Origin of the sequence: Gemmobacter nanjingensis, assembly GCF_014652195.1 — a bacterium.
Taxonomy (GTDB): domain Bacteria; phylum Pseudomonadota; class Alphaproteobacteria; order Rhodobacterales; family Rhodobacteraceae; genus Gemmobacter; species Gemmobacter caeni.
Genome location: NZ_BMYI01000001.1, coordinates 642,118 through 655,719, shown reverse-complemented (window position 1 = coordinate 655,719; position 13,602 = coordinate 642,118). Strand labels below are relative to the sequence as shown.

At 65.5% G+C, this 13,602-nt stretch carries 14 protein-coding genes; 12 read left to right on the top strand and 2 right to left on the bottom strand.

Annotated features, from left to right (window positions below):
• Nucleotides 1–221 precede the first annotated feature (221 nt).
• Entirely contained in the window at nt 222–1,445 is a 1,224-nt protein-coding gene (locus IE126_RS03380; RefSeq protein WP_189380155.1) for a DegT/DnrJ/EryC1/StrS family aminotransferase, read from the top strand.
• A 165-nt stretch (nt 1,446–1,610) separates the two neighbouring features.
• On the opposite strand, the gene IE126_RS03375 is transcribed toward IE126_RS03380, so the two are convergent.
• On the bottom strand, nt 1,611–2,060 hold the full coding sequence (locus IE126_RS03375) for a CreA family protein (RefSeq protein WP_189380154.1): 450 nt from the start codon (nt 2,058–2,060) through the stop codon (nt 1,611–1,613).
• A 142-nt stretch (nt 2,061–2,202) separates the two neighbouring features.
• On the opposite strand from IE126_RS03375, the gene IE126_RS03370 reads away from it, so the two are divergent.
• On the top strand, nt 2,203–3,363 hold the full coding sequence (locus IE126_RS03370) for an isovaleryl-CoA dehydrogenase (protein WP_054302321.1): 1,161 nt from the start codon (nt 2,203–2,205) through the stop codon (nt 3,361–3,363).
• Nucleotides 3,364–3,446: 83 nt separating this feature from the next.
• Here the strand turns inward: IE126_RS03370 and IE126_RS03365 are convergent, their stop codons facing one another.
• On the bottom strand, nt 3,447–4,040 hold the full coding sequence (locus tag IE126_RS03365; protein ID WP_189380153.1) for an OmpW/AlkL family protein: 594 nt from the start codon (nt 4,038–4,040) through the stop codon (nt 3,447–3,449).
• A gap of 214 nt (nt 4,041–4,254) precedes the next feature.
• Between IE126_RS03365 and IE126_RS03360 the strand changes: the two genes are divergently transcribed.
• From IE126_RS03360 to IE126_RS03315, 10 genes are all read left to right on the top strand, one after another.
• The gene (locus tag IE126_RS03360) at nt 4,255–5,859 is read left to right on the top strand and encodes a carboxyl transferase domain-containing protein (protein ID WP_189380152.1); all 1,605 of its coding nucleotides are present in this window, start codon (nt 4,255–4,257) and stop codon (nt 5,857–5,859) included.
• A gap of 5 nt (nt 5,860–5,864) precedes the next feature.
• The gene (locus IE126_RS03355) at nt 5,865–6,476 is read left to right on the top strand and encodes a thermonuclease family protein (protein ID WP_189380151.1); all 612 of its coding nucleotides are present in this window, start codon (nt 5,865–5,867) and stop codon (nt 6,474–6,476) included.
• Nucleotides 6,461–7,519 (top strand): NAD(P)H-dependent flavin oxidoreductase, encoded by a 1,059-nt coding sequence (locus IE126_RS03350; RefSeq protein ID WP_189380150.1) that lies wholly within the window; start codon nt 6,461–6,463, stop codon nt 7,517–7,519. The genes IE126_RS03355 and IE126_RS03350 overlap by 16 nt, the downstream gene beginning before the upstream one ends.
• A gap of 1 nt (nt 7,520) precedes the next feature.
• Nucleotides 7,521–9,431, top strand: coding sequence for an ATP-binding protein (locus IE126_RS03345; protein WP_189380149.1), 1,911 nt, complete (start codon nt 7,521–7,523; stop codon nt 9,429–9,431).
• Nucleotides 9,428–10,087 (top strand): glutathione S-transferase family protein, encoded by a 660-nt coding sequence (locus IE126_RS03340; protein ID WP_189380148.1) that lies wholly within the window; start codon nt 9,428–9,430, stop codon nt 10,085–10,087. The genes IE126_RS03345 and IE126_RS03340 overlap by 4 nt, the downstream gene beginning before the upstream one ends.
• Nucleotides 10,088–10,091: 4 nt before the next feature.
• Entirely contained in the window at nt 10,092–10,961 is an 870-nt protein-coding gene (locus IE126_RS03335; RefSeq protein ID WP_189380147.1) for a hydroxymethylglutaryl-CoA lyase, read from the top strand.
• Between the two features lie 53 nt (nt 10,962–11,014).
• A complete protein-coding gene (locus IE126_RS03330; protein ID WP_108128210.1) occupies nt 11,015–11,803 on the top strand; it encodes a crotonase/enoyl-CoA hydratase family protein in 789 nt (262 codons plus the stop codon).
• Between the two features lie 246 nt (nt 11,804–12,049).
• Entirely contained in the window at nt 12,050–12,415 is a 366-nt protein-coding gene (locus tag IE126_RS03325) for an NADH-quinone oxidoreductase subunit A (protein ID WP_054302313.1), read from the top strand.
• A complete protein-coding gene (locus tag IE126_RS03320; RefSeq protein ID WP_189380146.1) occupies nt 12,406–12,939 on the top strand; it encodes a NuoB/complex I 20 kDa subunit family protein in 534 nt (177 codons plus the stop codon). Before IE126_RS03325 ends, IE126_RS03320 begins: the two co-directional genes overlap by 10 nt.
• 10 nt (nt 12,940–12,949) lie before the next feature.
• On the top strand, nt 12,950–13,549 hold the full coding sequence (locus IE126_RS03315; RefSeq protein WP_189380145.1) for an NADH-quinone oxidoreductase subunit C: 600 nt from the start codon (nt 12,950–12,952) through the stop codon (nt 13,547–13,549).
• Nucleotides 13,550–13,602: the final 53 nt, after the last annotated feature.

The following is a 13,602-nucleotide window of genomic DNA, read 5'->3' as shown; positions in this document are numbered from 1 at the left end:
AAAGGTCTGGGCGTGTCGATGCTGGATTGAACCTCAGCTCTCGCGACGGAGCGGGGGCTGCGCTTGGTCGGGCGCTGTTCCCAACCCGCTTGCGTATGCGTGTGAAGAGAATCGCCTCATTCATCTTCATCACAAGAACTTCTCTATGCCATGCCGCACCAGTCAGGCCGGGGGCCAGTGCTGCCGTTGACAGTCGCGTGGCGCGGGTGCAGAGGTCAGGGATGGAACGCTTTACCGGCAGCTTCACCCAGCAGGAACCGATCCCTGACACCGCCATCGCCGCGGCGCTGCGGGTGATGCAGTCGGGCCGCCTACACCGCTATAACACCGCCCCGGACGAGATCGCCGAGGCCGCCCTGCTGGAGGAGGAATTCGCCGCCGCCACCGGCGCGCGCTATTGCCTTGCCGTCGCTTCGGGCGGCTACGCGCTGGCAACCGCTTTGCGGGCCATGGGGGTGCAACCCGGTGACAGAGTGCTGACCAATGCGTTCACGCTGGCCCCGGTGCCGGGGGCGATCGCCTCGGTGGGTGCGGTGCCGGTTTTCGTGGGCGTCACGGAGGGGCTGGTGATCGACCTCGACGATCTTGCGGCCAAGGCAGAGGGTGCCCGGGTGCTGATGCTCAGCCATATGCGTGGCCATATCTGCGACATGGGGGCGCTGATGCGCCTGTGCGACGCGCGCGGCATCACCGTGATCGAGGATTGCGCACATACGATGGGCGCGACGTGGGACGGGCAGTTGACCGGGCGCTGGGGAGCGATGGGCTGCTTCTCGACCCAGACCTACAAGCACATGAATTCGGGCGAGGGCGGGCTGATCATCTCTGACGACCCGGCGCTGATGGCACGGACGGTGCTGCTGTCCGGCAGCTACATGCTTTACAATCGCCACCGCGCCGCGCCACCAGCCGAGGCCTTTGCCGACCTGCGGCTGACGACGCCCAACATCTCGGGCCGGATGGACAATCTGCGCGCGGCGATCCTGCGGCCGCAACTGGCCGATCTGCCGCGCCAGTGCGCGCGCTGGAACGAGCGCTACCGGGCGGTCGAGGCGGGGTTGGCCGAAACGCCCGGCCTGACCCGGATTCAGCGCCCTGCGGCGGAGGGTTTTGTCGCCTCCTCCTTCCAGTTCCTGCTGCTCGACTGGACGCCGGAGGCGATCCGCGCCGTGATCGCCCGCTGTGGCGCGCGGGGGGTGGAACTGAAGTGGTTTGGCGCCCCTGAACCCGTCGCGTTCACCAGCCGCTATGACAGCTGGACCTACGCACCCAGCGCCCCGATGCCCGCGACCGACCGCATCCTGCACGGGATCATCGACATGCGCCTGCCGCTGACCTTCAGCCTTGAGGATTGCGCCCAGATCGCGCGTATCATCCGGGCGGAGGTTTCGGCAGTGTTCCAGGGCGACACCAGCGCCCCTGACCTGACACCCCGCGCAGATTGATCTGTCGCCGGGGGCTTTGCGCCCCCACGGCTCCTTCGGAGCCTCCCCCGCAGGATATTTTCGGACAGAAAATAGGGGCGGAGCGTTCCAGGCATTTTCTGTCGGGAAATATCCTCGGGGGTGAATTGAGCCGCAGGCTCAAGAGGGGGCAGACAGCCCCCTGCCTCAGGGCAGCGGGACTACCGACAGGGACATCTTGCCGGACCCCTGCGTCACCTCGCTGGCATGGGCGAGGTAGATCAGGGCATTGTTCTTCGCGTCGTAGATCCGGGTCAGTTTCAGCGATTTGAAGATCAGCGATCGTCCTTCGCTGAACACCGCCTCGCCATCGCGGCCCTTGTCGATGTCGCCCATGGTGATCGGGCCGGTCCGGGTACAGTCGACGGCCGAATAGCTGGGGTCTTCGAACCAGTTGCCCTGGCTCAGCCGGTCGATCAGCGAGCGGTCGAAATAGGCCAGATGGCAGGTGACGCCCTGCACTTTGGGATCGGGGATCGCCTCGACGATGATGTCATTGCCGACCCAGTCGACACTGACCTTCCCGACCACATCGGCAGTTGCGGGCAGGGTGGTGAGGGACAGGCAGAGGGCGGTGACGGTGGTGGGCAGGCGCATGGGGGGCTCCTTTTCCTGACGGTCAGAATTTGGGGGGCTGTGGAATAACCCGCAAGGGTGACGCGGCGTTCCGAAGGAAATGCTTGACGCGACTCGGAAACCGGCCTTAATTGAACATGTGTTCATTTCTTGGGAGGGAACCATGTTCACATCGCCGATGCGCTTTGATCTGGGCGAGGATATCGCCGCGCTGCGGGACATGGTGCATCGCTGGGCGCAGGAGCGGGTGAAGCCGATCGCCGCGCAGGTGGACCGAGACAATGTGTTCCCGGCCGAGCTTTGGCGCGAGATGGGGGAGCTGGGTCTGCTGGGCATCACCGTGTCCGAGGAATATGGCGGTTCCGGTATGGGTTATCTGGCACATGTGATCGCGACCGAGGAAATTGCCCGTGCTTCGGCCTCGGTCAGCCTGTCTTATGGTGCGCATTCCAATCTGTGCGTCAACCAGATGAAGCTGAACGGCTCGCCCGAGCAGAAGGCGAAATACCTGCCGGGCCTCGTGTCCGGTGAAAAGGTTGGCGCGCTGGCGATGAGCGAGCCAGGTGCCGGGTCGGATGTGGTGTCGATGAAGCTGCGGGCGGAAAAGCGGAATGGCTATTACGTCCTGAACGGCAGCAAATACTGGATCACCAATGGCCCCGACGCCGATACGCTGATCGTTTACGCCAAGACCGATCCCGAGGCGGGGCCGAAGGGCATCACCGCCTTCATCATCGAGCGCGGTTTCAAGGGGTTCTCGACCTCTGTTCATTTCGACAAGCTGGGGATGCGCGGGTCGAACACCGGCGAGCTGATCTTCGAGAATTGCGAGGTGCCGTTCGAGAATGTTTTGGGGCAGGAGGGCAAGGGCGTGCGCGTCCTCATGTCCGGCCTCGATTTCGAGCGCGTGGTGCTGTCGGGCATCGGCACCGGCATCATGGCGGCCTGTCTGGACGAGGTGCTTCCCTATGCAAAGGAACGCCATCAGTTCGGCCAGCCCATCGGGAATTTCCAGCTCATGCAGGCCAAGATCGCCGATATGTATGTCGCGATGAACTCGGCCCGCGCCTATGTCTACGAGGCGGGCCGCGCCTGTGATCGGGGCGAGATCACCCGTGCCGATGCAGCGGGCTGCGTGCTTTATGCCAGCGAACAGGCCATGGTGCAGGCGCATCAGGCGGTGCAGGCGCTGGGCGGGGCTGGCTTTCTGAATGACAGTGTGGTCAGCCGGTTGTTCCGCGATGCCAAGCTGATGGAGATTGGTGCGGGCACCTCGGAAATCCGGCGCATGCTGATCGGCCGCGAGCTGATGGCGCAGGGATGACCAGTTCAGGGGAAACTGGTGCTATGGAAAAGGGGCGCGGGCAGAACCCGCACCCCTCCGCACCTTTCCGTCCCGTAAAGGGATCAGAACTTCATGATGTAGGAAATACCGGCCACCACCGGGTCGATATTAACCTTGCCGATCTTGGTGCCGTTCAGCTTCACATCGGCATCAATGTCGATATACCGCAGGTCCATCCGCAGCGCGGCCTTGTCGTTCAGCGCGTAATCCATGCCGACATGGGCGGCGAGGCCGAAGCTGTCGTCGATCTTCAGGTCACCGAGGGGCGAGCTTTCCTCGAAGAAGGTCGTGTAGTTCAGGCCAAGGCCCACGAAGGGCGTGATCGGGCCGCTGGTCGGGATGTGCCAGTTCACCGTGATGGTGGGCGGAAGGTGTTTGGTATTGCCCGCATAGGCCCCACCCACGTTCACCTTGTGCTTGAAGGGCAGGGCGCCCAGCAGTTCGATGCCGATATTGTCGCGGACGAAATATTCGAAGGTGATGGTCGGGCGCGCATCGTCCCCGACATCGGCGGGGGCCCCGGCCAGCGTGCCGTTGTTGCTTTTCGGCGCGACATAGCCGATCCCGAGGCCGAGCGTCATGTCGCCCGCCGATTGGGCAAGGGCGGGGGCCGTCAGCGCGGCGGTGGCCAGAAGGGCATAGGCAAGCGTTTTCATCGCAGGTCTCACAGGTTGTTTACCGGGCGAACCTGCACCTTCGGGGGCGCCGGAAACCTTGACGTGGATCAATTTCGCAAAGGTTCAGGGTGCGACATTTTTTCATGCAAGTCACTGAAATATATGGGTTCAAGATGAATCTTGCATATAGCTTTGCCCAGGCCGCGCATACCGCTGCCCCTTCTGTCCAGAACCACCAGCAGGACTGACCGACATGAAACTGACCTCGCGCATCCTTACCGGCTCTGATGCCTTCAAGGCCAATCGTGCCGCGCATCTTGGCATGCTGGAAACCGTGGCCGGAGCGGCGGCCCTTGCGGCGGCTGGCGGCGGCGAGAAGGCGATGGCGCGCCATGTCGCGCGGGGCAAGCTGCCGCCGCGTGAAAGGGTGGCGGATCTGCTGGACCCAGGCTCGCCTTTTCTTGAGATCGGCGCAACGGCGGCGCACGGGCTGTATGATGGTGCCGCGCCCTGTGCGGGCGTGATCGCCGGGATCGGTCGCATCCACGGGCAGGAGGTGATGGTCGTCTGCAACGACGCCACCGTGAAGGGCGGCACCTATTACCCGATGACGGTCAAGAAGCATCTGCGCGCGCAGGAGATTGCCGAGGAATGCAATCTGCCCTGCGTCTACCTTGTCGACAGTGGCGGTGCCAACCTGCCGAACCAGGACGAGGTTTTCCCTGACCGCGACCATTTCGGGCGCATCTTTTACAATCAGGCGCGGATGAGCGCGAAGGGTATTCCGCAAATTGCGGTGGTGATGGGTTCCTGCACCGCAGGCGGCGCCTATGTCCCCGCGATGTCGGATGTGACGATCATCGTGAAGGAACAGGGCACGATCTTCCTCGCCGGTCCGCCGCTGGTGAAGGCCGCGACGGGCGAGGTGGTCAGCGCCGAGGATCTGGGCGGCGGCGATGTGCATACGCGGCTGTCGGGGGTGGCGGATTATCTGGCCGAGGATGATGCCCATGCTCTCGCGCTGGCCCGTCGTGCCGTCAGCCACCTGAACCGCGCGAAACCCGCCACGGTGCAATGGCAGTCGGTCGAGGCTCCGGCCTATGACCCCGAGGAAATTCTTGGCGTGGTGCCGGGCGATCTGCGCACGCCCTATGACATCCGCGAGGTCATCGCCCGCGTGGTGGACGGCTCGCGCTTCGATGAATTCAAGCCGCGTTTCGGCGAAACCATCGTCACCGGCTTTGCGCATGTGATGGGCTGCCCGGTCGGCATCGTCGCCAATAACGGCGTGCTGTTTTCCGAGGCGGCGCAGAAGGCCGCACATTTCGTGGAGCTGTGCAGCCAGCGGAATATCCCGCTGGTCTTCCTGCAAAACATCACGGGCTTCATGGTCGGCCGGAAGTATGAGAGCGAGGGCATTGCCCGCCACGGTGCCAAGATGGTGACGGCGGTCGCCACCACCAATGTGCCCAAGATCACCATGCTGGTGGGCGGTTCGTTCGGGGCCGGGAACTACGGCATGGCAGGCCGCGCCTATCAGCCGCGTTTCCTCTGGACCTGGCCGAACTCGCGCATCTCGGTTATGGGCGGCGAACAGGCGGCGGGTGTGCTGGCCACCGTGAAGCGCGACGGGATCGAACGCGCAGGCGGCGCCTGGACGGCCGAGGAAGAAGCCGAGTTCAAGCGCCCCACCATCGAGATGTTCGACCGGCAGAGCCACCCGCTTTATGCCTCCGCCCGGTTGTGGGACGATGGGATCATCGACCCGCGTCGCACCCGCGAGGTACTGTTCCTCTCGCTTTCCGCCGCGCTGAACGCGCCGGTGGAACCCACGCGCTTCGGCGTGTTCCGGATGTGATGGCGATGCGGGCGCTCCCCCCTGGCCGGACCGGCGGTGCGGCGCTTGCCCCGCGCCGCCGGGTCGCGCATGACAGGGCAAAGCCCCTGCAAAGTGATCCGATGCGCCTCAATCCAGAACTTGTCGCCTATATCTTCGTCACGCTGCTGGTCTTGTGGTCCGCCGCGCATCGCTATGCGCCGGTTGCTGCGCGGTCCAGCGAGGCGCAGAAGCCGGTGACGCGCGAGGCGCCGGGCGGTCTCGTCGGCTGCAAGACAGGCTATATCTATGACGGCGATACGGTCGAGCTGATCTGCGGCAACAGGCGCGACCGGGCCCGGCTTGCGGGCTATGATGCGCCGGAAACGCACGAACCCGGCTGTGCCGCCGAGGCCACGCTGGGCGCCCGAGCAACCGACCGGCTGCGCGTGCTGCTGCGCGCCGCGACCCCTGCGATGACCGATCTTGGCACCGACAAATATGGCCGCCGCCTGATCCGCCTGCGGCTTCCGGGGGGGGAGGATATCGCCGACCGTATGATCGCCGAGGGGCTGGCTGTTGCTTATGACGGGGCGCAGCGCATCGACTGGTGCGCCCGGATTGCCGCAAGCGGAGGTGCCAAATGGCTGAGACCCTGATCGACACCCGCTTCACCCGCGCCTTTGCCCTGCGCCATCCGGTCGCTCTGGCCCCGATGGCAGGGACCACGGGCGGGCGGCTTGCTGCTGCCGTGGCGCAAGCCGGGGGGCTGGGCCTGTTGGGCGGCGGCTATGGCGATGCCGACTGGATCGCCCGAGAATGGGCGCTGGCCAAACGCGCCCCCATCGGCATCGGCTTCATCACCTGGCGGTTGACGCCCGCGCTGCTGGCCGAATGCCTTCACCGCGGCCCGCGCGCGGTCATGCTGTCCTTTGGAGATCCTGCGCCCTTCGCCGCCGCGATTCATGCGGCAGGTGTGCCGCTGATCTGCCAGTGCCAGACACTCGATCACGCCCGCGCTGCGCTGGATGCCGGGGCCAGCACGGTCGTTGCACAGGGCGCTGAGGCGGGTGGCCATGGCCAGTCGCGTGGCACCTTTACGCTGGTGCCGGAACTCGCCGACCTCATCGCTGTACGCGCGCCCGGGACACTGCTGCTGGCCGCAGGTGGTATCGCTGACGGGCGCGGCCTTGCCGCCAGCCTGACGCTCGGGGCCGATGGCGCCCTGATCGGCAGCCGCTTCTGGGCCGCGACCGAGGCGCTGGTGCCGCCGGGCTTTCATGCCGCTGCAATCGCAGCCGACGGCGATGCCACCCTGCGCACCCGCACGGTGGATGCGGTGCGCGGCTTCGACTGGCCCGCGCCTTTCGACATCCGCGTCCTGCGCTCCTCCTTCACCGACAGGTGGCATGCCGATCCGCAAGCCCTGCGCGCGCCCGGCGCCGCCAATGCCCGCGCCGACTGGGCCGCGGCCCAGACGCAAGGCGATGCCACCAATGGCTCGCCCGTCGCGGGCGAGGCGGTGGGGCTGATCCATGACATTGCCCCCGCCGCCGATATCCTCGCCCGTCTCACGGCCGATGCCGCGCAGCGCCTCTCGTTCTCATCTGTTCACAAATATCCTCGGGAGGAGGGGCCAGAGGCCCCGCGGGGGGCAGACAGCCCCCCGTCCACCCCCGATCACCCCGCGCCGGAGGTCTGACATGTTCCAGAAAATCCTGATCGCCAATCGCGGCGAGATTGCCTGCCGCATCATCGCCACCGCCCGGCGCATGGGCCTTGCTACTGTGGCGGTCTATTCCGAGGCTGATGCCCATGCCCGCCATGTCGCGCTGGCGGACGAATCTGTGGCCATCGGCGGCCCGGCCCCGCGTGACAGCTATCTGCGCGGCGATGCGATCATCGCCGCCGCGCAGGCGACCGGCGCGCAGGCCATCCATCCCGGTTACGGCTTCCTGTCGGAAAACCCCGATTTCGTCGATGCGGTGGAAGCTGCGGGCCTCACCTTCATCGGCCCTTCCGCGAAAGCCATCCGCGCCATGGGGTTGAAGGACGCCGCCAAGCGCCTGATGTCCGAGGCCGGTGTGCCGGTTGTGCCCGGCTATCACGGCGACAATCAGGATCCCGAACATCTGGCTGGTGCGGCCGAGGCGATTGGCTGGCCGGTGCTCATCAAGGCCGTGGCAGGGGGCGGCGGCAAGGGCATGCGCAAGGTCACCCGTGCCGAAGATTTCGCTGCCGCGCTGGACAGTGCGAAGGGCGAGGCCGCCACCGCCTTCGGCAATGATGCCGTGCTGATCGAGAAATATGTCGAAAAGCCCCGCCATATCGAGGTTCAGGTGTTCGGGGATGGCAGTGATGCGGTGCATCTGTTCGAACGCGACTGCTCCTTGCAGCGCCGCCATCAGAAGGTGATCGAGGAAGCCCCGGCCCCCGGAATGCCCGCCGAAATGCGCGCGGCCATGGGTGAGGCCGCCGTGCGCGCCGCGCGTGCCATTGGCTACAAGGGCGCGGGCACCATCGAATTCATTGTCGATGCCTCCGATGGCCTGCGCGCAGACCGTTTCTGGTTCATGGAGATGAATACCCGCCTTCAGGTCGAACATCCGGTGACCGAGGCGATCACCGGCGTCGATCTGGTGGAATGGCAGATCCGCGTGGCGGCGGGTGAGGCGCTGCCGGTGCGGCAGGATCAGCTTGCCATCAAGGGTCATGCCTTCGAGGCCCGGCTTTACGCCGAGGATGTGCCCGCGGGCTTCCTGCCCGCCACCGGCACACTGGCCCATCTCGCCTTCCCCGAGGGCGCGCGTGCCGATACCGGCGTGCGGACGGGCGATACGATCAGCCCGTGGTATGACCCGATGATCGCCAAGGTGATCGTGCATGGCCCGACCCGCGAAGTTGCCTTGCAAAAACTGTCCCGCGCCCTGGCGGAAACGCAGGTCGCGGGCACGGTGACGAACCTTGGTTTCCTTGGCGCGCTGGCCCGGCATCCGGGTTTCGCGGCGGGCGATGTCGACACAGGGCTGATCGAGCGGGATCTGGACGCGCTGGTCTCCGACCCCGCGCCTTCGGCAGGCGTGCGTGCGGCGGCGCTCCTGGCCAGTGCCGGACTGACCGCACGCCCTGCGCTGGGCTTTACACTCTGGGCGCCGCTGGCGCGGCGTCTGGCGGTGCGGCAAGGGGATGAGGTCACCGAAGGGTTGCTGACCCTCGACGCCGAAGGCCCGCGCATCACGGTCGAGGGGGAATGTCTCGTCCCGCCCGCGCTGCCGGTGGTGCAGGCGGGCGGCCTGATCCATGTCTTCGACAAAGGTGCCTGCCACAGCTTTGCTCCGGTCGATCCGCTGGCGCGTGAGGCCAGTGGCGGCGCGGCGGGGAATGCCACGCTGTCGCCGATGCCCGGTCTGGTAAAGGCGGTCTTCGTGGCCCCCGGACAGGCCGTCGCTGCGGGCGACCGGCTGGCCATTCTGGAAGCGATGAAGATGGAACATACGCTGACCGCCGCCCGCGATGGCGTGGTGGCCGAAGTGCTGGTCACCCCCGGCACCCAGGTCGAGGCGGGGGCGGCGCTGATCCTGCTGGAGGCCGAAACCGCCGAGGTGGCGGCATGATCCGGCTGCATCACTGTCCCGGCTCGCGGTCGATGCGTGTCCTGTGGGCGCTGGAGGAGCTTGGCCTTGACTACGATCTGGTGAGCTACCGGCTCGACGACGGCTCCACCCGCCGCCCGGAACTTATGGCGCTGTCACCCGCAGGGCGCGTGCCCGCGCTGGAGATTGACGGTCAGGCGATCTTTGAAAGCGGCGCCATCATCGAATATCTGTGCGAACGCTTTCCCGAGGCAGGCCTTGGTGTGGCCCCCGGCACGGCAGAGCGCGCGCGCTTTCTGGAATGGGTGCATTTCGCCGAAACGCAGGCCAATATCCTGCAATCGCTGAACATCCAGCATATCTTCCTGCGCCCGGCTTCGGCCCGTTCCCCTGCCATGATGCAGCTGGAAACCCGGCGTCTGGTCAAGACCATGCAGGCGCAGGAGGCGGCGCTGGCGGGGCGTGACTGGCTGCTGGACAAGGGCTTCAGCGGTGCCGATCTGATGATGGCCTTCAACGTCACCGCCTGTTTCCGCTTCGTCAGGCCCGACGGCTTTGCCAATCTTGCCGCCTATGCCGCGCGGATCGCAAAACGTCCGGCCTATGCCCGCGCGCTGGAACGGTCGGGGGAGGATGTCCTTTATACCCGCGACTTCTATGAACTCCCCGAGGGCTGAACCGATGTCAAGCGACCGCGCCGAAATCTTCGAAATGGGCCCGCGTGACGGGTTGCAGAATGAAAAGCGCCTGATCCCGGCGGCAGACAAGATCCGGCTGGTGGACATGCTGTCGCGCGCAGGCTTCCGCCGGATCGAGGTAACCAGTTTCGTCAGCCCGAAATGGGTGCCGCAGATGGCCGATGCCGCCGATGTGCTGGCGGGGATCTCCCGTGCGCCGGGCGTCAGCTACGCCGCACTGACGCCGAACCTGAAAGGATACGAGGCCGCCCGCGCCGCCCGCGCCAGCGAGGTGGCAATCTTTGCCTCGGCCTCGGAGGGGTTCTCCAGGGCCAATCTCAACTGCACCATCGCCGAAAGCCTTGATCGCTTCGCGCCTGTGGCCGAAGCGGCGCGCACCGATGGCATCCCGCTGCGCGGCTATGTCTCGGTTGTCACCGATTGCCCCTTCGACGGACCGACCCCGCCCGCTCAGGTGGCCAAGGTCGCTGCCGCTTTGCGCGACATGGGATGCTATGAAATCAGCCTCGGCGACACGATCGGTCATGGCACGCCCGACACCATCCGCGCCATGCTGGAGGCTGTGCTGGTGGAACTGCCCGCCGAAAGGCTCGCCGGGCATTACCACGACACTCAGGGCAGGGCGCTGGAGAATATCGAGGCTTCGCTGGCGCTGGGCCTGCGCGTGTTCGACGCAGCGGTCGGGGGCCTGGGCGGTTGCCCCTACGCGCCGGGTGCGGCGGGCAATGTCGCGACCGAGGCGGTGGCGGCGCGTCTGGAAACGCTGGGTTTCGACACCGGGCTTGACCCGGTGGTGCTGGACGAAGCCGCCGGATTTGCGCGCGGCCTGAGGGGGCAGGCGCAAATCTTTTGACCAAAAGATTTGCAAATTTCTTTGCAAGAAATTTGCGGCACGGAGGGACGGATATGTTCGAGACCATCACCATCGCACAGGATACGCGCGGCGTCGCGCGGCTGGTGCTGAACCGGCCTGAGAAGCACAATACGCTGTCGGCGACCATGATTGCCGAACTGACCGAGGCAGCGGCGCGGCTGGGCGGGGACGCTTCGGTGCGGGCCGTGGTTCTGGCCGCGGAAGGGGCCAGCTTCTGTGCCGGGGGCGATCTGTCCTGGATGCGGGCACAGATCGACGGCGGGCCCGTGATGCGGCGCGAGGGCGCGCTGGCGCTGGCGCGGATGCTGAACGCGCTCGATACCCTGCCGAAGCCTCTGATCGGGCGGGTGCAGGGGCAGGCCTTCGGGGGCGGTATCGGCATGATGTCGGTCTGTGATCTGTGCATCGGGGTCGGCGGCGCACGCTTCGGGTTGACGGAAACGAAGCTTGGTCTGATCCCGGCGACGATCTCGCCCTACGTCGTGGCGCGGATCGGCGCGGCGGCGGCGCGGCGGCATTTCATGGCGGCGCGGCTGTTCGACAGTGCCGAGGCGCATCGCATCGGTCTGTTGCATGCCGTGGTTTCCCCGGACGAACTGGATGCGGCGGTAGAGGCCGAGGTGGCGCCGATCCTCGCCTGTGCGCCCGGTGCGGTGGCGGATGCCAAGGCGCTGGTGGCGCGGCTTGGGCCGCAGGTAGATGAGGCGCTTATTTCCGACACGGCCGATCTGCTGATCCGCCGCTGGGAAAGCCCGGAGGCCGCTGAGGGCATCGCCGCCTTCTTCGGAAAACGCCCGCCCGCCTGGGCGAGTCGCGGCTAGTCCGAGAGATTCCGTTGGGAAAGCCTTTGACCGGGCTTTCCGCGAGGGCATTTCCCCGCGCGATGCCGCGCTGCGGAATAATCGCGGTATGCGGTGGCATACAATCAATGAAATCACGCTCCGGCCTCAGGTTTTTCGTTCCGCCTTTGGTTGACCGCGCGTGAGGGCAGGAGTAAACGGGTCGCAGCAACGATCCGCGCGCGCCGGGCGTCCTGTGCCCTATGCCGCCAGCCGAAGGAGCCACTCGTGGACGGACTTCTCCGAGAATACCTTCCCATTATCATCTTTCTGGTTCTTGCCGTCGGTCTTGGCCTCGTGCTGATCCTCGCCGCCGTGATCCTTGCGGTCAGGAACCCCGACCCCGAAAAAGTGTCGGCCTATGAATGCGGTTTCAACGCCTTCGACGACGCCCGGATGAAGTTCGACGTGCGGTTCTATCTCGTGTCGATCCTGTTCATCATCTTCGATCTTGAAGTGGCCTTCCTCTTCCCCTGGGCGGTTGCCTTCGGGGACATGAGCATGGTGGGCTTCTGGTCGATGATGGTCTTCCTGGGCGTTCTGACCGTCGGCTTTGCCTATGAATGGAAGAAGGGGGCCTTGGAATGGGCGTGAGCACCAGCGCGAACCAGGCGGCGAACGACCGCGATGCCGGCATGGTCGCGATGAACCGCGACTTGCAGGACAAGGGCTTTCTGCTCACCACCACCGAGGACATCATCAACTGGGCGCGCACCGGCTCGCTGCACTGGATGACCTTTGGTCTGGCCTGCTGCGCGGTCGAGATGATGCACACCGCCATGCCGCGCTATGACGTGGAACGTTATGGCTTTGCCCCGCGTGCCTCGCCGCGCCAGTCCGATGTGATGATCGTTGCGGGCACGCTGACCAACAAGATGGCCCCGGCGCTGCGCAAGGTCTATGACCAGATGCCCGAGCCGCGCTATGTGATCTCGATGGGCAGCTGTGCCAATGGCGGCGGCTACTATCATTACAGCTATTCAGTGGTGCGCGGCTGCGACCGTGTGGTTCCGGTGGACATCTACGTCCCCGGTTGCCCGCCCACGGCAGAGGCGCTGATGTATGGCATCCTTGCCCTGCAACGGAAAATCCGCCGCACCGGCACGCTGGTCCGCTGAGGAGGGGAAGATGTCCGAAGCTCTGACGCAACTGGCCGAGCATATCCAGCTCAAGCGCCCGCAAGCCGTGATCGGCGCCTCCATCGCCTTCGGCGAACTGACGGTCGAGGTGACGGCGGCACAACTGGTTTCCTTCATCGACTTTCTGAAGTCCGACAGTGCCTGCCGCTTCTCCACGCTGGTGGATATCACGGCGGTGGACCATCCCGAACGCCCGGCGCGTTTCGATGTGGTCTATCACTTCCTGTCGATGTACCAGAACCAGCGCATCCGCGTGAAAGCGGCGGTGCGCGAAGACGAGATGGTGCCGTCCATCGTGTCGGTCCACCCTTCCGCCAACTGGTTTGAACGCGAAGTGTTCGACATGTTCGGCATCCTGTTCTCGGGTCACCCGGATCTGCGCCGCATCCTGACCGATTACGGCTTCCGCGGTCATCCGCTGCGCAAGGATTTCCCGACCACCGGCTATACCGAGGTCCGCTATGACGAGGCGCAGAAGCGCGTGGTCTACGAGCCGGTGAAGCTGGTGCAGGAATATCGCCAGTTCGATTTCCTGAGCCCGTGGGAGGGCGCGCAACATGTGCTGCCCGGCGACGAGAAAAAGGCCTGAGCGCGTCAGGGGTGCGGCGGTGCCTGCGCCCCTCGTGTCGATATGAGGTGAGA

Excerpts from the sequence above, each read along its gene's own strand:
- IE126_RS03380 (WP_189380155.1), top strand. The coding sequence starts at position 222 with ATGGAACGCTTTACCGGCAGCTTCACCCAGCAGGAACCGATCCCTGAC.
- IE126_RS03375 (WP_189380154.1), bottom strand. The coding sequence starts at position 2,060 with ATGCGCCTGCCCACCACCGTCACCGCCCTCTGCCTGTCCCTCACCACC.
- IE126_RS03370 (WP_054302321.1), top strand. The coding sequence starts at position 2,203 with ATGTTCACATCGCCGATGCGCTTTGATCTGGGCGAGGATATCGCCGCG.
- IE126_RS03365 (WP_189380153.1), bottom strand. The coding sequence starts at position 4,040 with ATGAAAACGCTTGCCTATGCCCTTCTGGCCACCGCCGCGCTGACGGCC.
- IE126_RS03360 (WP_189380152.1), top strand. The coding sequence starts at position 4,255 with ATGAAACTGACCTCGCGCATCCTTACCGGCTCTGATGCCTTCAAGGCC.
- IE126_RS03355 (WP_189380151.1), top strand. The coding sequence starts at position 5,865 with ATGCGGGCGCTCCCCCCTGGCCGGACCGGCGGTGCGGCGCTTGCCCCG.
- IE126_RS03350 (WP_189380150.1), top strand. The coding sequence starts at position 6,461 with ATGGCTGAGACCCTGATCGACACCCGCTTCACCCGCGCCTTTGCCCTG.
- IE126_RS03345 (WP_189380149.1), top strand. The coding sequence starts at position 7,521 with ATGTTCCAGAAAATCCTGATCGCCAATCGCGGCGAGATTGCCTGCCGC.
- IE126_RS03340 (WP_189380148.1), top strand. The coding sequence starts at position 9,428 with ATGATCCGGCTGCATCACTGTCCCGGCTCGCGGTCGATGCGTGTCCTG.
- IE126_RS03335 (WP_189380147.1), top strand. The coding sequence starts at position 10,092 with ATGTCAAGCGACCGCGCCGAAATCTTCGAAATGGGCCCGCGTGACGGG.
- IE126_RS03330 (WP_108128210.1), top strand. The coding sequence starts at position 11,015 with ATGTTCGAGACCATCACCATCGCACAGGATACGCGCGGCGTCGCGCGG.
- IE126_RS03320 (WP_189380146.1), top strand. The coding sequence starts at position 12,406 with ATGGGCGTGAGCACCAGCGCGAACCAGGCGGCGAACGACCGCGATGCC.
- IE126_RS03315 (WP_189380145.1), top strand. The coding sequence starts at position 12,950 with ATGTCCGAAGCTCTGACGCAACTGGCCGAGCATATCCAGCTCAAGCGC.